The following is a 21,819-nucleotide window of genomic DNA, read 5'->3' as shown; positions in this document are numbered from 1 at the left end:
AATGATTTCCCGGTAGGACCCGGTTTCCGATCCCTTAGCGCGCATCCGTCGCGACGACGTTCGCTCCGGATATGATCCTTGACGCGCAGACTCCCATGCAAAGCCCATGGCTCGCAGGTCGCGTGCGGTCGGCAGCATGGGGACAGGCAACGCCGAAGCCCGGGGGCCGCGCGCGAGCGGAAAACGCCGCCCTGGGCGGTACGGGGCAGAGCGTCTGCCTTCCACCGCCCTGAAACCACGACAACCAACAACACGAACGGGGCATCATCGATGAACATTCGAAGCAGCGGCATTCTTCTGCATATCACTTCCCTGCCGTCGCCCTTCGGCATTGGGGACCTCGGCCCCGAGGCCTACCGTTTCGCGGACTTTCTGGCCGGCGCCAGACAATCCGTCTGGCAGATCCTGCCCCTGAACCCCACCGGAGAATCCCCTTACCACAGCGATTCGGCCTTTGCCGCCAATCCCCTCCTGATCAGCCCCGAGCTGCTGGTGCGCGCCGAGCTGCTGGACGAGGCCGACCTCCGTCCGCTGCCGCCCCTTCGACAGGATCAGGTGGACTTCGCCGCGGTGATCGCCTTCAAAGAAGGGCTGTTCGAACGGGCCTTCGAGCGGTTCGACCCGGAGCGGGACCCCGCCTTTCGGCAGTTCTGCGATGCCCAGGCCGGCTGGCTGGATGACTACGCGCTGTTCAAAGCCCTCAAATCACGATACAACGGCGCGGTCTGGAGGGATTGGCCATCCGATCTGCGGGACCGCGAACCCGCTGCCATCGACCAGGCGAGGCACGACCATCGCCGGCGCGTCCGCAAGGAGAAATTCCTTCAGTATCTCTTCTACACGCAGTGGTCCGCCCTGAAGCGTTATTGCAACCGGAAGGGGATCCTGATCTTCGGCGACATCCCCATCTACGTCACTTACGACAGCGCCGATGTCTGGACCCACCCGGACCTGTTCAAGCTCGACCACGAGAGGCGGCCGGAGGTCGTGGCCGGGGTTCCGCCGGACTACTTCAGCCGGACCGGGCAGCTGTGGGGCAACCCGGTGTACAACTGGGCGGTCCTTCAGGAAAGGAGCTACGACTGGTGGATCGAACGGTTCGCCCGCAACCGCGAGCTCTTCGACTTCGTGCGGATCGACCACTTCAGGGGGTTGGTCGCCTATTGGGAGGTGCCCGCCTCGGAGCCGAACGCAATCAACGGCCGGTGGGTCGAGGCCCCCGCCCTCGACTTCTTCACTACGCTGTTCCGACGCTTCCCGGCCCTTCCGGTGCTTGCAGAGGATCTGGGCCTCATCACCGCGGATGTCCGCGAGGTCGTGGCGCGGTTCGGTTTCCCCGGCATGAAGGTCCTCCTCTTCGCCTTCGGTCCGGACATGCCGGCCAACCCGTATATTCCGCACAACCTGCCCGTAAACTGCGTCGCCTACACGGGGACGCACGACAACAACACCATCCGGGGCTGGTTCGAGAACGAGACCTCGCAGGAGGACAAGGAGCGGATCTTTGCCTACATCGGGCGGCAGGTGCCCGTCGAGGAGCTTCACTGGGAACTGATCCGGCTCCTGATGCGCTCCGCGGCCGGCATGGTCATCGTCCCCGTGCAGGATCTGCTGGGGCTCGGGCAGGAGGCCCGCATGAACAACCCGGGCCTGAACGGCGGGAACTGGGGATGGCGCCTTTCGCCGGGCATGACAACCCTGGAAACGCAAGAGAGGCTGAGGCGGATCACCGAGATGGTCGGCAGGGGATGAACATCGCGGTCGTCCACCGCATCCTTCGATCGTCTGCAGGAGGGCAAACCTGATGAATCTTTCCGAGATCCTGCTCCGGCATCGGGATCGGATCATCCACGAGTGGGTCGAAAGGCTCCATGGGGACGTGAGCCCCACGTATTCGGCCTTGCCCGAGGAGAACCTCCTAAGGACCATCCCGGCGGTGACGGATGCCAACTACGCCGTCCTGACCACGGGCGATCACTCGAAAATCGACGCCTTCATTGAGTGGATCGGCAACATCCGCTCGAGAGCCGGGTTTTCGGTATCCGAGGTCCAGAAGGCCTTCGAGCTCTACCGGACCATCCTCCTGCCCATTTTCGCCGCCGAACTGGAAACCCCGGACCTGCTGCCGGCCATCCACCGTCTGAACGACTGCCTCAGCTACACCCTGCATCGATTCAGTGATCATTTCCAGGCCCTCCACAACGCCGAGATCAAAAGGTACGCCCAGACGCTCGAGGTCAAGGTCGCCGAGCGTACCCGGCAGTTGGCCGAATCCGAATCGAAGTACCGCACGCTGGTCGAAAAGATCCGGGACGGGTATTTCGTAAGCCGGGCGGGAAGGATCCTCTTCGCCAACAAGGCGTTTTGCAGCATGCACGGCTACCCTAAAAAGGATGTGCTCGGGCGGCCGTTCACCGACTTCGTCGCAGCCGGATCGCTCGGGAAGATCCGGTGGATCGACGAAGGGCAACCGCCGGGGAGATCGCACGGCAAGCAGTATGTCTACAACCGGCTTCACCGCAACGGAACGGAGCTGCCCACCGAGAACACGGTGACGCTCGCACTGTACGAGGGAGAGGCGGCGACCATCGGCATCTCCCGGGACATCGCGGAGCGGGTGGAAATCGAACGGCGGGTGCGGGAAGCGGAAGCCCTTGCACGCATCGGCCACCTGACGACATCCCTCGCCCACGAGATCCGCAACCCCTTGTCATCCGTCAAGATGAGCGTCCAGATGATCCTGAAGAACACCGGCTTCGGCGCGACGGACCAGCGGAGGCTCGAGATCCTCGCCCAGCAGATCTCCCGCCTCGAAGCCATCGTGGGCGACATGCTCGACCTCGCCAAACCCCTCCGTTTGGCTTCTGCGCCCGCCTCCATCATCGACGCGATCGAGATGTCGCTCGAGGTCCTCGAGGCCAAGCTCAACGAAAAGCGGATTCACGTGCGCAAACGATTCGGCAAGGCGCTCCCTCTCCTTGCCGTCGACCGGGAAAAGATGGAGCAGGCGATCATCAACCTTCTCCTGAACGCGGTCGAAGCGGTGGAGGCGGAGGGGCGCATTCAGCTCGCGGTCCGGCTTCTGCGAAAAGAAAACGCCGTCGAGGTGGCGATATGCGACAATGGCCCCGGGGTGAGCCCTGAAGACCTGCCCTATCTCTTCGACCCGTTCTTCAGCAAGAAAACGAAAGGCACCGGCCTCGGGCTCGCCAACACCAAACGCATCGTCGAGGCCCACGGGGCGTCGATCCACGCCTCCCCCGCGCAGGGAGGCGGTCTCTGTTTCTTCATGGTGTTCCCCATTTCGCCGGGACCGTCCGCGGGCTCCGACATCGAAACATGAGGATGATGTTTCCATGGCCAAACCAACCCTGCTGATCGTCGACGATGAACCCTCTTCGCTCGAACTCCTGGAGGGCTATCTCCGTGACAAAGGATTCCATGTCGCCTGCGCCGTGACCGGCACCGAATGCATCGATAAGGCCCGCTCGCTGCAGCCCGACGTCGTCATCCTGGACGTGCGGCTGCCGGACAGAAGCGGACTGGAGATCCTGAAGGAACTCCGGAAGGGAGAGAATCCCCCCTATGTGATCATCATCACCGCCTTTCACGACATGGGCACCACCATCCAGGCGATCCGCTCCGGCGCCTTCGAGTACATCCCCAAACCCATCGATGTCGACGAACTGGAAGACGCCATCCAGAGAGCACTCGAGCTGTCGAGGATGCGCAGGCGCCAGGCTCCCGCCGGAAGGCCCCGGGACCAGGAATTCAAAAAGGGCGAGATCATCGGCAAGACCAGGGAGATGAACGAGATCTTCAAGACGATCGGCGTCTTGTCCGCCAACCGGGTCAATGTCCTGATCGAGGGTGAAACCGGGACCGGCAAGGAGTTGGTCGCCCGTGCCATCCACTCTCACAGCGCCTGGAAGGACCAGCCCTTCGTCGCGATCAACTGCTCGGCCATCGTCGAAAACCTCCTCGAAAGCGAGCTTTTCGGCCACGAAAAAGGCGCCTTCACCGGCGCGGTCTCCTCCAAGAAGGGGATGTTCGAGATCGCCGAAGCCGGCACCCTCTTCCTGGACGAAGTGGGCGAGATCCCGGTCGAACTGCAGGCAAAGCTCCTTCGAGTCCTCCAGGAAAAGGAATTTCTGCGCGTGGGCGGCGAAAAACCCCTGCAGCTCAAGGCCCGGATCATCGCGGCAACGAACCGGAACCTCCGCAGCATGGTCCGCAAGGGTGCCTTCAGGGAGGACCTCTTCTACCGGTTGAGCGTAGCCACCGTCCGGATCCCTCCCCTCAGGGATCGTCAGGCCGATATCCCCATGATCGTCGACTACCTTCTGAAACGTATCGGCACCGAGCTGCAGCACCGGATCGAGGGCGTCGAAGAAGCCGCGATGCAGCGGATGATTCGCTATTCCTGGCCGGGGAATGTGCGGGAGTTGGAAAACATCCTCACCAGAGCGGCAATTCTCACCAAGGGGAACCTCATCACGGACGCAGTGACCGCCCCCCTCCTGAATAAGACCCATCCGGGAAAAGGAACTGATGAGCCCCCAAAAGCTCCGGAAAACCAGCCGGCCGAATCCGAGCGCGAGCGGATCCTGCGGGTCCTGAACGAGGTCCACTGGCATTACGGCAAGGCCTGCGAACAGCTCGGGATCTCCCGCCCCACCCTGAGCAGGCGGATGAAGCTCTACGGCATCGAGTCGAAATCCCGGCGCGGACGTTCGAGCTGAAGCGGCGGCTTCAATCGGGTGAAGAAGTCATCCGGAAAATATCGAGGAGGGTTCCGGAGGCGGGCCAACCGGTTTTCAATTTTTAAAAGCGCTTTCGATTCTTTTCGATTTTTCGAAGCGCTTTGTTTTCTATCCGTTCAGTATCGACAATGTAAGGCACTTATATTAATAATCTTTTCGCATAGCCTCCATTTTGGCATGCCCCTTGCGTTACCTTCTTACCAAACCATTCAAATCAAAAGGGGGTAACGCCATGAATGAGCAGATCAGACAGGACACGTTCAATATCGCCTCACGGCTCCTGGACGAGAACGCCGCCGAACGAGGGGATAAGGTCGCGATTTACTGCGGAGAAGAAACCGTCACCTACCGGGACGTACTGAAGAATGTCAACCGATTTGCGAACGTCCTCAAAAAGCTGAATGTAAAACCGACCGAACGCGTCATGATCCATCTGCCCGACTCGCCCATGTTCATCTATGCCTTCCTGGGCAGCATCAAGCACGGCGCCTGGCCGGTCGCGGTCAACACCATGCTGGGCATGGCGGACTACGAGTACCTCCTCGAGAACAGCGAGGCCCGCGTTCTGGTCACGGAAAAGACCAGCAAGGCGGCCTGCGCCGGAACGCGCCATCTCTGCTACCGCCTCTTCGCCGACGACGGGCTGGATGAATGGCTTTCGGAGGCCTCGGACGAGGCCGAGGCCCATCCCGCCCATGAAGACGACATCGCCTTTTGGCTTTACAGCTCGGGCAGCACCGGACGCCCCAAGGGTACGCCCCACAAACACATCGATCTGCTGTTCATCGCCAATGCCTACGGCCGGAACGTCCTGCACATCACGGAAGAGGACAAGCTCTTTTCGGTGAGCAAGCTCTTTTTCGCCTACGGGCTCGGAAACAGCCTCGCGATCCCGTTCCGCTACGGCGCACCCGTCGTCCTCCTCTCCGATCGGCCATCGCCTGACAACGTGTTGCAGATCATCCAGGAACAGCAGCCGACAATCTTTTTCGGCGTACCGACCCAGTACAACTCCCTCCTGAAAAAGATCGACCAGATCCGGTTCGAATCCATCAGGCTCTGCGCATCGGCCGGGGAGGCGCTTCCGCCCGAGGTCTTGAGGAAATGGCGCGAAAAAACAGGACTCACCATCCTCGACGGGATCGGGTCGACCGAGGCGATGCACATCTTCATCTCCAACCTCCAGGATGATGTCCTCGAAGGGACCTCGGGACGCCTCGTCCCCGGATTCCAGGCAAAGATCGTGGACCTCTCGGGAAAAGAGGTTCCGCAGGGCGTGCCGGGGCACCTGCTCATCAGGGGCCGCAGCATCACACCGGGCTACTGGAAAAGGCCGGAAGAAAACGCCGAGAAGATGCTCGAAGGGGGCTGGTTCAGGACCGGTGACATCTACAGCCAGGTCGGAGGCTATTTCACCTACCAGGGGCGTGGGGACGACATGTTGAAGGTCGGCGGAATCTGGGTCTCGCCCGTCGAAATCGAAAACGTCCTCATGGAGCACAAGGCTGTTCACGAGTGCGCCGTGGTCGGACAGGAGATCGAGGGGCTGATCAAGCCGTTCGCCTATGTCATTCTCGAACCACAGTACACGGGCGCCGACACGGACAAGCCCAGGCTCAGCCGTGAACTGCTCGACTACGCAGCCGGCAGACTCCCGAGGTTCAAGTGCCCCTGGGACATCATGCTGCCGGACGAACTCCCGAAGACCGCCACCGGAAAGATCCAGCGCTTCAAGCTGCGGATGCCCGAGCGGCAGGCTGCTTAAACCCTGCTATTTTTCCCCCGCCTTGCCTGATACGTACGTGCTGGGCTGGGGGACCTGTCCATCCGCATCGCGCGGGGTGGCAGCGTTCTCCCCTCCCCCACCCAGCACTGCATAAAGCCGCACCTGATTCGCGAGCCGTGCGAAACGGATGGTGATCAGGCCCTGCTGTGCGGCGTAAAGGGAACGCTGGGCATCCAGCACGTTCAGGTAAGTGTCGATCCCCTTTTCATACCGTGACTTCGACAGCTGATAGGTCTCCGATGTAGCCTCGACCAGGGATTCCTGCGCCTTCATGCGGTCCCCGAGGGTCCCTTCGCCCGCCAGGGCATTGTTCACCTCCAGAAATGCATTCTGAATGGCCTTTTCGTAGCGCGTGACGGCAAGCTCCCGATCGACTTGACTCACCTTGAGCGCGGACCAGAGGCCGGGGTAGAAGATCGGCAGATCCACCCTCGGAGCGACATTCCACACACCGGAGCCGGAGCGGAACAATCCGGAGAGCTCTGCGCTCGCGGTCCCGGCCGCCGTGGTGAGCGAGATCCGCGGGAAGAGGGCGGCGCGCGCCGCGCCGATATTGGCGTTCGCAGCCCTGAGGAGCCTCTCCGCCTGAAGAACGTCCGGACGGCCCAGCAGCACCTCCGAAGAAAGCCCGGGGGAAACCGCACCCAGGGCGGCCACCGTGCTGAGCCCCTCCGGCTTCAGTTCATCGGGAACGAGGTCTCCCACCAGCAGGTCGAGGGCGTTTTCGACCTGGGCCGTCCGCTCCGTGAAAAGGGCGATGTCCACCCGCGCGGAATCCACGCGGGTCTGCACCTGGCGCAGGTCGATCTTCGGCGCCAGGCCGACCTCGTAGCGCCGTTTGATCAGGTTGTAGCTGTCCTGCTGCGCCTCGAGCGTGGACTGGGCCAATCGAAGGTTTTCCAGTTCGGTGGCGAGGCTCAGGTAGGCGATTGAGATCTCCGAGATCAGAAGGATCCGGGCGCTCCGCCGCGCCTCCTCGGTGGCGAAGTACGTCTCGAGGGCTTGCTGCTCGAGGCTGCGGATGCGCCCGAAGAAATCGATTTCCCAGGAAGCGATGCCCAGATCCACGCGGTATTCCTCAGTTGTCCTGGGCGTACCGCTGCTCGAGAGATCCGCAGGGACCCTTCCTTTGTATCCGCTTCCCGTCGCACCGACCCATGGCAGCAGTTCGGCGCGCTGGATCCCGTAAAGCGCCCGCGCCCGTTCGACGTTGAGGGCGGCCGCCCGCAAATCCCGGTTGTTCTGAAGCCCGAGTTCGATGACCTGGCGCATCCGCTCATCGGTGAAAAAGGCGCGCCACTCGAGATCCGCCGCCAAAGGCGCATCCGACGTCCGCAGGCCTTCCCGGTAGGCGGGTCCGCTCTTCCACCCGCCCGGGATCGGGGCATCGGGCCGTTTGTAATCCGGCATCAGGCTGCACCCGTTGAACACAAGCGCCCCCAGCGGCAGACACGCAAGCATTTTCCGTATCATCATTCTTTCATCTCCAGACGGGCTTCGACCTCAGAAGCAGGGGTCTGATCCATGGGCCCTTGCTTTCTCCCAAAAAGCCTCACCACCAAGACATAGAACAGAGGGATGAAAAAAATCGCCAAAAAAGTCGCGGTCGCCATCCCACCCAGAACGCCGGTGCCGATTGCATTCTGTGCGCCCGCTCCCGCGCCCGTGGCGATGGCGAGCGGAAGCACCCCGAAGCCGAAGGCGAGCGATGTCATGACGATCGGACGCAGCCTCAGTTTGGCCCCTTCCAGCGTGGCGTCGATGAGGCCTCTGCCCTCCCTCACCTTGGCCATGGCGAACTGGACGATCAGGATGGCGTTTTTGGTCGTCAGCCCGAGGACGGTCAGCATCCCGATCTGAAAATAGACATCGTTCGGCAGCCCGCGGAAGGACGTGGCGAGCACGCCGCCGATCACGCCGAGCGGCAGCGCCAGCATGACCGAGATAGGGACGGTCCAGCTCTCGTAAAGGGCGGCCAGACAGAGAAAGATCACGATCATCGAAAAGGCGTACAGGACCGGCGCCTGGGATGTCGCCATCCGCTCCTGATAAGAGATGCCGGCCCAGTCGAAGCCGGTTCCCTGCGGAAGCTTGCGTGCGATCTCCTCCATAGCCTGCATCGCCTCGCCGGAGCTGGTCCCTGGAGAGGGCTCCCCCCAGAAGTTCAGGGAGGGGAAGGCGTTGAACCGTTCTAAACGAGGCGATCCATAGGTCCAGCGTCCGCTTGCGAGGGCGGTGAGAGGCGTCATCGTTCCCGCTTGATTACGCACGTAGAGACGGTCGAGATCGCTCGGCAGCATCCGGTAGGGCCCATCCGCCTGGACGTAGACCCGCTTGACCCGGCCGTTCTGGATGAAGTCGTTGACGTAGGCGCTGCCGAACAGGGCCGTAACGGTGTTGTGAATCGAGTCGATGGGCACACCGAGGGTACCGGCCTTTTCCCAATCCACATCGATCCGGTATTGGGGCACATCCTCGAGGCCGTTCAGCCGGACGCGGATCAGGCGCCGATCTTCATTCGCCATCCTGAGCAGCTGATCGCCAGCCGCCATCAAGGCTTCGTGGCCGATCCCCCCCCGGTCCTGCAATTGAAAATCGAAGCCCCCCGCCCGGCCGAGTTCGATCACGGCGGGTGGTGGAAAAGCGAAGACGCGCGCGTTCCGAATCTGTGAAAACCGCGCCATGGCCCGCCCCAACAGGGCCTCGACCTTGAGATCCGGCCGGTCCCTGAGGTCCCAATCCCGCAGCTGAACGAATGCCATGCCGGAGTTCTGCCCGGCGCCCGAGAAGCTCCGGCCGGTCAAGGTCATAATGGATCGAACCGTCTCCTTCTCTTCTTCCAGCAGGTAGGTCCGAACCTCCTTCATGACCTCCGCGGACTGCTCCATGGTCGAACCCGGCGGCAGAGTCGCCTGGACGAACATGATGCCCTGGTCCTCGTCAGGAAGGTAGGCCGTTGGCATCCGCAGAAAAAGGAAGCCAAGGGCTGCGACCAGAAGGACATAGATGAACAGGTAACGGAGCTTTCGTCGCAGGATCCCTCCGACCACCAGCTGGTACTTGTCTCGGACCCAGAAGAACGTCCGGTCGAACCAGCGGAAAAAAGGCCGGAAAAGGAAAAAGGCGCTGTCCGCGGGCGTGTGCCCTTTGGGCATGGGCCTCAGGAGCGAGGCGCAGAGGACCGGCGTCAGGATCAGGGCGACCAGGACCGAGAGCAGCATCGCGGCGATAACGGTCACGGAGAACTGCCGGTAGATGACGCCCGTAGAGCCGCCGAAAAACGCCATGGGGCCGAACACCGCCGAGAGCACCAGCCCGATCCCGACCAGGGCGCTCGTGATCTCGCCCATGGACTTGCGGGTCGCCTCCCGCGGCGGCAGATTCTCGTCGCGCATCACCCGCTCGACGTTCTCCACGACCACGATGGCATCGTCGACGAGGAGGCCGATCGCCAGCACCATGGCGAACATGGTCAGCATGTTGATGGAGAACCCGAACAGCCCGAGCACGGCGAAGGTCCCCAGGATCACCACCGGCACCGCCATCGTCGGGATCAGAGTGGCCCGGATGTTCCCCATGAAAAGGTACATCACCAGAAACACGAGTACGATCGCCTCCAGCAGGGTCTTGACCACCTCGTCGATGGCCACCTCGACGAAGGGGGTCGTCTCGTAAGGGTAGATGACCTTCATGCCGGGCGGAAAATAGTACGCGAGTTCCTCCATCTTCGCCTTGATGGCATCCGCGGTGTCCAGGGCGTTCGCCCCCGGGGCCTGGCGGACCGCCAGCGCAGCGGCGGGCATCCCGTTGAAGAGCGCGCTCGTCTCGTAGCGCTCCGTACCGAGTTCCGTCCACCCGATATCCCGTACGCGCACCGTGGACCCATCGGGATTGATGCGCAGAGGGATCGCGGCAAATTCCTCCGGGGTCCGGAGCAGGTTCTGGACGATGATGGAGGCGTTCAGGCGCTGGCCCTCCACCGCCGGGACCGCCCCGAACTGGCCGGCGGAGATCTCCACGTTGTAGGCGCGCAGGCCGGCGATGACATCGTCGACGGTCAGTTTGTAGTCCGTGAGCTTGTCCGGCTTGAGCCAGATCCGCATCGCGTACTGCGAGCCGAAGCTTTCGACCTCTCCGACGCCCGGCACCCGCGCCAGCACCTTCTCGACGTTGGACTGCGCGTAATCCCTCAGATCGTTTTCGCCCATGCTGCCGTCTTCGGAGATCAGGCCGACGAGAATCAGGTAGTTGCGGGTGGATTTGCTGACCTTGACCCCCTGGCGCTGGACGACATCCGGGAGGCTCGCCATCGCGAGCTGGAGCTTGTTCTGCACCTGGGACCACGCAAAATCCGGGTCGGTGCCCGGTGCGAAGGTCAGCTCCAGCCTCCCCGCGCCCGAGCCGTCGCTCGTCGCGGACATGTACAGCAGCCGGTCGAACCCCGTCATTTTCTGCTCGATGATCTGAATGACGCTGTTTTCGACTGTCTCGGCGGAGGCACCCGGATAGAAGGCGTCGATCGCAATCGAGGGGGGCGCAATGGGCGGGTACTGCGAGATGGGCAGATTGTAGATCGCAAGCGCCCCGGCGAGCATCATGATGATGGCGATCACCCATGCGAAGACGGGACGGTCCAGGAAAAAATTCGAGAGCATGACCGTCCTCCGCTATTTCGCTTCCGGGCCTGCGGCGCCCGGACCGGCTTCTTCCGCACCTGCCGCCGGACTGTCCAGACACACCGCCCGAACAGTGACACCGGGCCGCACGTTGAGCAGCCCTTCGACGATCACCCGATCGCCGGGCGAAAGGCCCGAGGCGACCAGCCACTGGTCCCCGATGGCCCGGTCGAGCGTCAGGATACGCTGCTCCACCTTGCCCTCCCCGCCTATGACCTGGGCCACCGCCTCGCCCTTCGGATTGCGGCTCACACCCTGCTGCGGGACCAGGATCGCATCCCCGGCGATCCCTTCCTGGACGATCGCCCGCACGAACATCCCGGGCAGCAGCAGGTGATCCGGATTCGGGACGACGATCCGCAGCGTGACCGACCCCGTTGTGGGCTCCACGGTGACGTCGCGGAACTGGAGCATCCCCTTGTGAGGATACAGGGTCCCTTCCTCGAGCCGGATCTCGACCTCCCGTCCATTCCGCCCGTCCGCACTGAGAAGACCGGCCTGGAGGTTGCGCTTCATCCGCAGGAGATCGGCCGAGGACTGGGTCACGTCCACGTAGATGGGATCCAGCTGCTGAATGGTCGCCAGAGACATCGCCTGATAGGCGGTGACCAAAGCGCCCACGGTGACGTTCGATATCCCGATGCGCCCCGTGATCGGAGCAACGACCTGGGTATATTCCAGGTTGATGCGGGCCTTTTCCACCTCGGCCTTCCAGAATTCGATCTCGGCCCTGGCCTGCTGGAGTGTAGCCAGGGCGTCGTCGAGGTCCTGCTGGCTGACGGCATCATCCGCCACCAGTTCCTGGTACCGCTCCACCCGCAGCCGGATGGAGGGCACAACCGTCTCGGCCTTGAGCAGGGAAGCCTTCGCCGAATCGAGGACCGCCTGGAAGGGGGCCGGGTCGATCTGATAAAGCAGATCCCCTTCATTGACCATCGAACCTTCCGTGAAGGCGCGCTTCTGGATGATCCCGTTGACCTGCGGACGGATCTCCGCCACGAGGAAGGCGGAGGTGCGGCCGGGCAGCTCGGTGGTCAACTCGACACTCTGTGGCTGAACCGTCACGAAGGCCACCTCCGGCTCCGGAGGTGGCCCGGCGCCCATCCGTCCTTCTTCCTTTTCACAGCCTCCGGAAAAGACGAGGATCGCAAGCCCGATGAAACATGCCTTCGCCAAGAAAAACCAGTAACCGGAACTATACCGCTGCATCGAAAATCCTCAGATCTTTCTATTGCATCGCTTCTATCGAATCGATGTTCGAAATTCCAGCAAAACCCCCGGCTGAAAAGGCCCGCCGCAGAAGGCAGGTTCGGCCGTCTTTCCCGTTGAATCAGCCGTGTCCCGCCCCTTCTGCTCTCATCGCCTTAATGGCACCGAGCGAAAAACGGGTGATATGTTCGGTCAGCCGCTGGATGTCGGCCGAGTCGAATCCTTCAGGGGACAGCAGTTCGATGACGCGCCTGGCGGTGAAGTAGTGCAGGCACTGCCCCACAATGCTCGTTGCGCAGAGAAACGTCAGTTCGTCCTCCCGCTCTTGTGCCGGGCGGGGACTCCGGAGCAGTTCCCTGACGATGTCGCGGAGATAGGTAAAAAGAGGCTGGATAGCGTTTTCGATAAGCTGGTCAAACGCTTTGGTGGGTTCGGCAATCTCGAAGGCCATGAGCTTCCCGTGCCAGGCCGGAAACCCTTCTGCCAGCATCCTCATCAGCAATGAGCGGACAAAGGCCCGGAGCCTCGCCTCCGGATCGCGCTCCCCGGCTTCGAGTCCCAGGTCCGGCGGATACCGGCGCATGGCTGAGGTGTGCGCGTACGCAAGCACCGCCGCATAAAGCCCTTCCTTGTCTCCGAAGTGGTAGTTCACCGCGCCGACATGCGTCCCGGCCCGGCTGCAGATCTCCCGGATGGTCGCCACACGGAACCCCTGCTGTGCAAACACCTCCCCAGCCGCTTCGATGAGGCGCTGCTTCGTATCCTCGCTCCTGCCCTGGCAATCCGTCATCCAAACCTCCCCGCCAAAAAACAAACGCCAGTTTGAAACAGGCGTTTGCATCTGTCAAGCGGTTTTTCTTTTTTGGGGATGCCGGTTTTTCTCTTTCGGGGATGCTCAGGTGGTCGGACCAAGGGCTGCCATTAAACCACCGCGGCCGGCAGCTGGCGGCATCCCGACCGCGCGGACCATTAACCGAAGAGATACCAGCACCCCATTACGGCGAATGCCACTCCGGCTGCATCGGCCGTCAGAGCGGCTGCGAGCGCGTGCCGCACCCGCCTGACCTGCACCGCCCCGAAATACACCGCCAGCACATAGAACGTAGTCTCGGTCGACCCCTGCAGGGTGCTGACCAGATATCCCACGTAGCTGTCCGGCCCGACGGACGGGTCGTTGATGATCGAAGCCAGGATGCCATAGGCCCCGGAGCCCGACAGGGGCCTCAACAGGGCCATGGGGAGGGCCTCGGCGGGCAGACCCACCTTGCCGGTCCAGACGCCCAGGGTCCGGACCATGACCTCCAGCGCGCCGCTCGCCCTGAACATCCCGACCGCCACGAGGATCGCCACCAGATAAGGGATGATCTTGATCGCGACCTGAAAGCCCTCCTTGGCGCCTTCCACGAACGCCTCGTAGACCCGCACACGGCGCACCACGCCAAACAGGAGAAAGCCCACCATCAGCCCCGGAATGATCCAGGGCGAGATCATCCGTCCGTAAAGCACCGTCAAGGGCACCAGGGCCACCAGCGCGCAGAGGGCCGCCGCACTGATCCAGAGCGGGTAGCCCACCGCATCTTCGAACCGCACGGCCTCCGCCTCCTCGGGCACGTCGTTCGTCTCCCGTTCCCCTTCCACCGGCCCCGGAGACCCATTGACCGCCGCCGCCCGAAACCACCGGATCCGCCCATACAGCTTCGCGGCGGCGATCGCCACGGCCGTGGACCCGATGGTCGCGAACAGCGTCGTGGGCAGGATGGCGGCAGGATCCGCAGAGCCCGCCGCCGCCCGGAGCGCGATGACCCCGGTCGGCAGCAGGGTCACGCTCGAAGTGTTGATCGCCAGAAACAGGACCATCGCGTCGGTGGCCGTCCCTTTCTGCCCGTTCAGGGTGTCCAGTTCCTGCATGGCCCGGATCCCGAACGGCGTTGCCGCGTTTCCCAGCCCCAGCACGTTGGCGGACAGATTCAGGATCATGGCGCCCATGGCGGGGTGATCGGCCGGCACCTGCGGGAAAAGCCGGATCATGAGGGGGCGCAGCAGCCGGGCGACCACCTTCAGCAGCCCCCCTTCCTCGGCGATCTTCATCAGGCCCAGGAACAGCGCCATGACCCCCACCAGACCGATGGCGAGTTCGACCGCGGCGCCCGCAGACTCGACCATCGCCTTAGACAACGCCTCGACAGGAGACGGCGCCCCCTCGATCGGCGAAAACCCGAACTCCCGCCACCCGGCGAACACGAAGGAGACCAACACGATCAACAGAAAGGCTACGTTCATACAGGCTCACCCCAACGCAAAGATGATGATTAAAAAAGGCCTCCAGACGATCGAGGACGCGTTCAAGTTTACGGGTTCGAAGGCATTGTCTCCAAAATTTCTATGACGTTCTGCAGGTGGTTGCCCATCGTTGATTCCAGCATCCAGCAGACGATATTTTCTTCCTACAGCGGTTTGTCAGGGTTTTCGCAGGTCTTATCCGCCCCAGGAGGAAGCCCTCCGGCCGATGCCAGGACCCGGCATCCGGAACATCGGCGTTGCATTGACCTTGCATTTTTTTGCCGCTACCGCTTGCTGCGCTTCGCCTGCACGACGCGCATGGTTTGACCCCACACAAACGGGATCAAGCTCACGCCCAACAACAGCAGCCAGCCTTGCACCCCCGGGTCCCGGGTCTGCAGCAGGCCGGAAAGCACCGGAACGTATACCGCAGCCAGCAGAAGCCCGATACACAGCAGGATCGATCCCGCCACATAGGGATTGCGCACCACATCATTGCTGAACATCCGCGACCCCGGGTTGCGAAGGTTGTAAACGAACCACAACTTCCCGAACGCCAGGGTCAGGAACGAAACGGTCACGGCCTGGTGCGGGTCGAGCCCCAGAAGGTACAAAGCCGCGGCAAGGCCCCCAAGCACGCAGGCCGATATCAGCACCGCCCACCCGCCTATGGCGCCCCAATAGTCGCCCGTCAGCACCGGCTCGCTGCGCGGCCGGGGCTTGTTCTGCATGATATCCGGTTCCCCCTGCCCCATGCCCAGCGCCAGGGCCGGGAAGACATCGGTGACAACGTTCAGATACAGAATTTGCAATGGCAGCAGGGGAATCGGAAAATCGTAAAACCCGCCGATGACAGCCGCCGCCACCACAGCAAGCACCTCGGCCACATTTGTGCAGATCATAAACATTACAGACTTGCGGATATTTGCAAAAATAATGCGACCGTATCGCACGGCCGATACAATAGAGCCGAACGCGTCGTCCAGCAACACCATATCGGCTGCCTGGCGCGCGGCATCCGTTCCGCGCCGCCCCATGGCCACCCCGATATCCGCCTTTTTCAAAGCCGGAGCATCGTTGACCCCGTCTCCGGTCATCGCTACGGTCAACCCCTCCTCCTGCATCAACTTGATGAGATGGAGTTTCTGTTCCGGGCTGACCCGGGCGAAAATGCGGGTATCCAAAATCCTGCGCCGGTCCTCTTCCGTCATCTCGTCCGGATCTTTCAGATCTCGCCCGTGAATGACCGAAGGCTCTTCGCTGTCCACCACTCCGGTTTGTCTGGCAATGGCGGCTGCCGTGGCCGGCTGATCGCCCGTGACCATGACCACCCTGATACCGGCTGCCTGACATTCCTCGATGGCGCCGCGCACATCGCCGCGGGCGGGGTCCAAAAGCCCGAACAGGCCGATAAATCGCAAATTCTCGTAGGGCCGGGCCTCGGCGCTCTCTACGATTTTATCCGCGGCGGCAAGCAATCGGAATCCTTTTGACGCCATCTTCTCGGACTTCGCCAGCCATCGATCCCGTGTTTCCTGATCCAATTCCACATCCGGCCCGCCCTCCGCCCGCGCCACATGCGTGCAAACCTCCAGCACCCTCCCCGGCGCGCCTTTCACCGCCACCTCGAACCCGTTTTCGACTTCGTGAAAGGTCGCCATCATCATCTGCTCCGAATCGAACGGCACTTCGCGCACTTCGGGTTTTCGGGCCAACAGTGCGCCTCGTTCCATGCGCAGGAACAGGCCGGCCCTCAGCAGCGCCGTTTCAGTCGGATCGCCCTGTTCCTCTTCCGGCTCCAGGTCTTGGTCCTCATCGCGCATTGAGGCATTGCTGCACAACACCCCGATCTCGATAAGGCGCTGCAACAGAGGATGATCCGCTGCACTGGCCCCATCCCTGCTCTCGAGCGCATGAATCTGCTTGCTCTCCTCATCCAAGATAAAGTCGCCGGCCGGCGTGCTGACCTGGCGCAGCGCCATCCGGTTCTCGGTCAAGGTTCCGGTTTTGTCCGTGAAAATCACCCGCGTGGCCCCCAACGTTTCCACGGCCGGCAGCTTGTTGATCAGCGCGTTGCGACGGGCCATCAGGTGCATGCCGCGCGCCAGGGCAATGGTGGCCACGATGGGCAGCCCTTCCGGAATGGCAGCCACCCCCAAAGCAATCGCGGTCTCGATCATTTTTTGTGGATCACGGCCCACCAGTAATCCGACGGCGGCGATTAGCACGGCGATGCTGATCGTTATCCAGGCCAGACGACGTCCCAGTTGATCGAGCCTTTTCTGCAAGGGCGTGGCTGCCTTTTCTGCACTTTCAGCCATCTCGGAGATACGCCCGAGTTCGGTCCGCATCCCGGTGCCGACCACTACGCCTTGTCCCGACCCTTCCGTGACCGTGGTCCCCCGGTAAAGCATGCAGGTTCGCTCGGCCAGAACAGCATCGGGTTCCACCGGCCCCGTGAGCTTGTAGACCGGCACGCTTTCCCCGGTGAGGGAGGATTCGTTCACGCGCAGGTTGTTGGATTCGAACAGCCGGACATCGGCAGGAGCCAGGTCCCCGCTCTCGAGCACCACCACATCACCGGGCACCAGTTCGGCCGTATCGATTTCCGTTTCCTGCCCCCCGCGGCGAACCCGGATCCTGTCTCCGCTCATTTTCTGCAGGGCTTCCATGGAGCGCACGGCCTTCCACTCGGTTAAAAATCCAATGCCCGCATTCACCAGCAGCACGGCGGCAATGGCGATGCCCTCGGCCCAGTGCTGAAAGGCAAAAGCCACGGCATCCGCGATCAGCAGCACGATGATGACCATGCTTTTGAACTGTAGTGCCAGGATTTCCCAAACGCTCCGCCTTTGCGTCTCCCGCAGAATGTTCGGCCCGTGCCGCCCCAGGCGTTCCCGCACCTGACGGGGAGACAACCCCTGGTCAAGGTCGACCTTCAAATCCTTTTGGACCTGTTCGATGCTCCGAGCGTGATAAGGCGCCTGGCCGTAGTCTGTATGGTTTTTCATCGCCTCTCTCGGCAGTCTCCGGTTCATGGCTGTCCATCCGGCAATAAAGCGTTGGGGAACAAAGGATTTCGGTCCAGAAACGGTCTTTTGTTTTTATCCGGAAACGGTCTTCGGGATCAACCTCGGCGTCCATCTGCGCGTCTTTTGCGGCGGCCTGCAGGCAGCCTCCGCGCGGACGGTTGATTTCCTCGCTATGGTCCAAAGCGGAACCCGGCACAAAGCGGTGGGACTGAGCACCCGAAGGATGTGAAGAAACCGGGACCCGCCCTGCCGGGGTAGGACTGAGCACCCAAGGGATGTGAGGGAACCGGCACCCGCCTCCTTCAAGGGAAGCCCGAAAAAGAACTTGATAATGTTCTATCAACCTATACACTGAGGGAAAACCGTATGGCAACTACAAGAGTCCATGGAATGTCCGCGCATGGCGTCTAGCGCTTGAACCCCCTCGAAAGGATTACACCCCCTCTTAGGGACTCTTTTAGCGAACCGGCCGATTAAGGCCCCGGCAGTCTTCGCGGGCATCACCCGACGGGCGAATGGCTTTGCGGGCGGCTTTGGCCCGGGCCGATCTCCTCCAGGCTGCAGAAACGGCGCTCGTTCATAGAACGTTGCCGGGCCTTGGGGTGAACAAACCCATCTTTTTTTTTGCGGAGCTGCGATTTATGGGGTCGCTCGATCGCTGGAACCAAGCCTGTTTGCGGCAGCAGCAGCCGAAAAGAAACTGGAGACGAAAAATGAGATTTTCAGAGCGCCTGTTCCTGATGTTTGCCACGTTGCTGGTGCTGACCGGATCGGGGCCGGGGTTGGCCCTCGAAAACGGGACCGCGCAAGGCGAGGTGGTCGTTTTTGCCGCCGCGTCCACCACCAATGCCGTCACGGAGATCGCCTATCTCTTCGCGGCCAGGGGGCTGGGGCGTATCACGACGTCCTTCGCTTCTTCCTCAACCCTGGCCAAGCAGATCGCCAGCGGCGCGCCTGCCAATGTCTATCTTTCGGCCAACGAAAAATGGATGGATTTTCTCGAGGAGAAAGGCGCTATTGAAGAGGCCTCCCGGTTCGACCTTCTGGGCAACCGGCTGGTTCTGATCGCGCCTGTGCAAAGTCCGATTCGGACCGTCGATGTGAAAAAGGGATTGGATCTAGCGACCCTTCTGGGCAGGGACGGCCGTCTTTCCACAGGCGATCCGGAGCATGTTCCGGTCGGGATCTACGCCAAGCAGGCCATGGAGAGCCTGGGGCTGTGGGATCAGGTCAAAGACCGCCTGGCGCCCATGAAAGACGTGCGCGCGGCCCTGGTTCTGGTGGAGCGCGCCGAGGCGCCTTTAGGGGTGGTGTATGCCACCGATGCGGCCATCTCCAAGAAGGTGCGGATTGTCGGGGCGTTTCCGTTGGAGAGCCATCCGCCCATCGTCTACCCGGTGGCGGCGGTGGCCGGCCAAAAGACCGACGCAGCTGCCAGGTTCCTGGACTTCCTGGAGACCCCCGAAGCCCGGACGGTGTTTGAAAAATACGGATTCGAAGTCAGGTCATGCAGCTCTGGCATCTGACCGACGTTGAAATCGAGGCCCTTCGGCTGAGCCTGTGGGTGTCGGGGTGGGCCGTAGCGGTCAGTCTGCCGATCGGCATCCTGGTCGCATGGGTTCTGGCGCGGCTGCGCTTTCCGGGCAAAAACCTCCTGGACGGCCTGGTGCATCTGCCCCTGGTGCTGCCGCCGGTGGTCACCGGATACCTGCTGCTGGTGCTGCTGGGACGCAACGGTCTGATCGGGGCGGCGCTCTACAAATACCTGGGCCTGGTATTGGCGTTCAACTGGAAAGGCGCCGTTCTGGCAGCGGCGGCGATGTCGTTTCCCCTGCTGGTGCGGGCCGTGCGGCTCTCCCTGGAAGGTGTGGACCAGGGGCTGGAGGCGGCTGCGCGCACCCTGGGCGCCGGACCTCTGCGGGTCTTTTTCACGGTCACCCTTCCTTTGATGGCCCCCGGCATCATCACCGGGCTGATTCTCGCCTTTGCGCGAAGCTTGGGGGAATTCGGCGCCACCATCACCTTCGTATCCAACATCCGGGGGCAGACCCAGACGCTGCCGTTGGCCCTGTACACCTTGACACAGGTTCCCGAGGGAGAGGTCGGAGCCATGCGCCTTTGCATCCTTTCAGTGCTGATCGCCATGGCGGCCCTGGTTTGTTCGGAAATACTGGCCCGGCGTTTTACCGCCCGCATGAGAGCTTGAGTCGTCGTGGAGATCAAACTCACCCGCAGGCAAGGCGGCTTCCTGGTCGATGCGGCCTTCGAGGGGCCGGAATCGGGGGTGACGGCTCTGTTCGGACCCTCCGGCGCCGGCAAGACATCGCTCATCAGCATGGTGGCCGGCTTGATGCGCCCCGATGCCGGCCGCATACAGGTCAACGGGCTTTGCCTGTTCGATTCGGAGCGGCATATAAACCTGCCGCCCGAGAAACGGCGGATCGGCTATGTCTTTCAAGACGGCCGCCTGCTGCCGCACCTTTCGGTCCGCGGCAACCTGACCTACGGCATGCGCCTGACCCCTGCAAATCGCCGTTTTGTCGCCTTTGACGCCGTGGTGGAGTTGCTTGGCATCGGGCACCTGCTCAACCGCCGGCCGGCCAGGCTCTCCGGGGGCGAAAAACAGCGCGTGGCCATCGGCCGGGCGCTCTTGACCAGCCCGGCCATGCTGCTGATGGACGAGCCGCTTGCCTCGCTGGACGCTTCACGCAAGTCCGAGGTGCTGCCCTTCATCATGCGGCTTTCCCGCGAGTACGCCATTCCCATTCTTTACGTCAGCCACATCATGGATGAAATTCTGAATCTGGCCGATCGCCTGGTCATCATGGACATGGGGCGCGTAGCCGCATTCGGGGACCTCGACGACCTCCTGTCCAGGCCGGAATTGCAGACGCACCTTGGAACGGAAGATTATGGATCGGTGATCTCAGCGGTGGTGGATGAGCCCCTGGACGCTTCAGGCCTTACGCGGCTGCGCTTCGGCGGCCACAGGCTCAAAGTGCCGCCGATGCCGGCAGACCGGGGCGACCAGGTTCGTGTGCGCATCTCCGCCCGCCATGTCGCCGTGGCCCTCCAAGCACCCGAGCGGAGCAGCTTTCAGAACATCTTCCCCGGCAAGGTCGACCAGATATTCGACCACAAAGAGCCCTTCGTCGACGTTCGATTGGATGTCGGCTGCCCCCTGCTGGCGCGCATCAGCCGGCAATCCTTCTTCGACCTGAATCTGAAACCAGGCCAACCGGTGTTCGCCCTCGTCAAGAGCGTGGCCGTATCACTCGGCGCCGTCCATGCGATGCCGGAAGAGAGCAAGGTGCCACCCGTCTGACAGGCCGCCACCGATGGGGCGCTCGGAAAGCCCGGAGAAAATGGCTCTCTGCCAGCCGCCGAGCACGTACTCGACCGGGGCAAAAGCCTTTTTCGGATCGTTTTCAAAGGCCTCCGGGAAACCGAGGTCCGAAACGGCACCCTGGTCCTTCTTCTGGTGGGCGATGCGGTATAACTTGAACAACTGGGACCTGCAGGGACTCCACGACTATTCCGCGGGCTGGGACATCCACGAGCGGCGGGACAACCTCCTCCATCCTCACCCGGGGATCTGGCCGGATGACGGCAGCCGCCTGTCCGCCCTTCTCGGAGACATCCGCCAGAAGATCGGCGCGGACGCACCCTTTCGAAGGCTTTTCTGCCTGAGCTGCCTCGCCGCAGCGATCCTCGCCCCGGAAAGACGCCGCCCGGAGCTGACCAGCGCCCTCTCATCCCACACCTCCCCTGCCGCTCTCGGACTGGCCTTCCTCGATTGGGACCATTTCTGTGCATGGAGATGGGTGGGAATCCCGCTGGTGCTTTCCCGACCGCAGGAGAGCGCGGGAGAGGTGCGCTAGGCGATGGTCGGCTTCTCCGAAAAACCGGCCGGGCCCGCATGCCTTGCTGGGCGAGTTTCGATGGGCGTCTGAGGAGGGTTAGATTGGTGAAAAAGGAGCCGGGCCCGGCATGCCTTTGTGGGTCCGCAACCGCATGGATGCGACGGTCTGGGGCAGAGCCTTTTCAGGCCGAATCGAAAAGGCTCTTGACGC

15 protein-coding genes are annotated in these 21,819 nt (G+C 62.3%); 8 read left to right on the top strand and 7 right to left on the bottom strand.

Annotation, left to right across the window (positions count from 1 at the left end):
* The first annotated feature begins 270 nt into the window (after nt 1–270).
* The 4 genes from malQ to H567_RS0117150 all read left to right on the top strand — a co-directional run bounded on the left by malQ (nt 271) and on the right by H567_RS0117150 (nt 6,528).
* The gene (gene malQ / locus H567_RS0117165; RefSeq protein ID WP_028322337.1) at nt 271–1,752 is read left to right on the top strand and encodes a 4-alpha-glucanotransferase; all 1,482 of its coding nucleotides are present in this window, start codon (nt 271–273) and stop codon (nt 1,750–1,752) included.
* A gap of 52 nt (nt 1,753–1,804) precedes the next feature.
* Nucleotides 1,805–3,343, top strand: a complete 1,539-nt coding sequence (locus H567_RS0117160; protein ID WP_028322336.1) for an ATP-binding protein — start codon at nt 1,805–1,807, stop codon at nt 3,341–3,343.
* 13 nt (nt 3,344–3,356) lie between these two features.
* Nucleotides 3,357–4,742, top strand: coding sequence for a sigma-54-dependent transcriptional regulator (locus H567_RS25660; RefSeq protein ID WP_035254930.1), 1,386 nt, complete (start codon nt 3,357–3,359; stop codon nt 4,740–4,742).
* Between the two features lie 253 nt (nt 4,743–4,995).
* The gene (locus tag H567_RS0117150; protein ID WP_028322335.1) at nt 4,996–6,528 is read left to right on the top strand and encodes a benzoate-CoA ligase family protein; all 1,533 of its coding nucleotides are present in this window, start codon (nt 4,996–4,998) and stop codon (nt 6,526–6,528) included.
* A gap of 6 nt (nt 6,529–6,534) precedes the next feature.
* Here H567_RS0117150 and H567_RS25655 read toward each other — a convergent pair whose 3' ends face one another.
* The 6 genes from H567_RS25655 to H567_RS0117120 all read right to left on the bottom strand — a co-directional run bounded on the left by H567_RS25655 (nt 6,535) and on the right by H567_RS0117120 (nt 17,725).
* On the bottom strand, nt 6,535–8,025 hold the full coding sequence (locus tag H567_RS25655; RefSeq protein ID WP_279615004.1) for an efflux transporter outer membrane subunit: 1,491 nt from the start codon (nt 8,023–8,025) through the stop codon (nt 6,535–6,537).
* The gene (locus H567_RS25650) at nt 8,022–11,204 is read right to left on the bottom strand and encodes an efflux RND transporter permease subunit (protein ID WP_035254929.1); all 3,183 of its coding nucleotides are present in this window, start codon (nt 11,202–11,204) and stop codon (nt 8,022–8,024) included. Before H567_RS25650 ends, H567_RS25655 begins: the two co-directional genes overlap by 4 nt.
* Nucleotides 11,205–11,216: 12 nt before the next feature.
* Nucleotides 11,217–12,434 carry an efflux RND transporter periplasmic adaptor subunit gene (locus H567_RS25645; protein WP_051185066.1) on the bottom strand — a complete coding sequence of 406 codons (1,218 nt, stop codon included), beginning with the start codon at nt 12,432–12,434 and terminating at the stop codon, nt 11,217–11,219.
* A gap of 121 nt (nt 12,435–12,555) precedes the next feature.
* On the bottom strand, nt 12,556–13,224 hold the full coding sequence (locus H567_RS0117130; protein WP_028322334.1) for a CerR family C-terminal domain-containing protein: 669 nt from the start codon (nt 13,222–13,224) through the stop codon (nt 12,556–12,558).
* Nucleotides 13,225–13,403: 179 nt separating this feature from the next.
* Complete coding sequence (locus H567_RS0117125; protein WP_028322333.1) at nt 13,404–14,714, bottom strand: nucleoside recognition domain-containing protein; 1,311 nt, start codon at nt 14,712–14,714, stop codon at nt 13,404–13,406.
* 284 nt (nt 14,715–14,998) lie between these two features.
* Nucleotides 14,999–17,725, bottom strand: coding sequence for a cation-translocating P-type ATPase (locus H567_RS0117120; protein WP_153306237.1), 2,727 nt, complete (start codon nt 17,723–17,725; stop codon nt 14,999–15,001).
* A 734-nt stretch (nt 17,726–18,459) separates the two neighbouring features.
* Here H567_RS0117120 and modA point away from each other — a divergent pair.
* Genes modA through modC form a run of 3 tightly spaced genes read left to right on the top strand, consistent with a single transcriptional unit; the run spans nt 18,460 to nt 21,071 of the window.
* On the top strand, nt 18,460–19,272 hold the full coding sequence (modA, locus tag H567_RS0117110; RefSeq protein ID WP_028322330.1) for a molybdate ABC transporter substrate-binding protein: 813 nt from the start codon (nt 18,460–18,462) through the stop codon (nt 19,270–19,272).
* A complete protein-coding gene (gene modB / locus H567_RS0117105; protein ID WP_028322329.1) occupies nt 19,254–19,952 on the top strand; it encodes a molybdate ABC transporter permease subunit in 699 nt (232 codons plus the stop codon). The genes modA and modB overlap by 19 nt, the downstream gene beginning before the upstream one ends.
* A gap of 6 nt (nt 19,953–19,958) precedes the next feature.
* Nucleotides 19,959–21,071 carry a molybdenum ABC transporter ATP-binding protein gene (gene modC / locus H567_RS0117100; RefSeq protein ID WP_028322328.1) on the top strand — a complete coding sequence of 371 codons (1,113 nt, stop codon included), beginning with the start codon at nt 19,959–19,961 and terminating at the stop codon, nt 21,069–21,071.
* Here modC and H567_RS28645 read toward each other — a convergent pair.
* Entirely contained in the window at nt 21,018–21,254 is a 237-nt protein-coding gene (locus H567_RS28645; protein ID WP_153306236.1) for a hypothetical protein, read from the bottom strand. The genes modC and H567_RS28645 overlap by 54 nt on opposite strands.
* On the opposite strand from H567_RS28645, the gene H567_RS0117095 reads away from it, so the two are divergent.
* Entirely contained in the window at nt 21,247–21,627 is a 381-nt protein-coding gene (locus H567_RS0117095; protein ID WP_153306235.1) for a hypothetical protein, read from the top strand. The two genes, H567_RS28645 and H567_RS0117095, sit on opposite strands and share 8 nt — an antisense overlap.
* The last annotated feature ends 192 nt before the right edge of the window (nt 21,628–21,819 follow it).

This window comes from Desulfatiglans anilini DSM 4660, assembly GCF_000422285.1.
GTDB classification, from domain to species: Bacteria; Desulfobacterota; DSM-4660; order Desulfatiglandales; family Desulfatiglandaceae; genus Desulfatiglans; species Desulfatiglans anilini.
The sequence above is the reverse complement of the archived record's forward strand: the minus strand, read 5'-3'. Positions and strand labels throughout refer to the sequence as shown.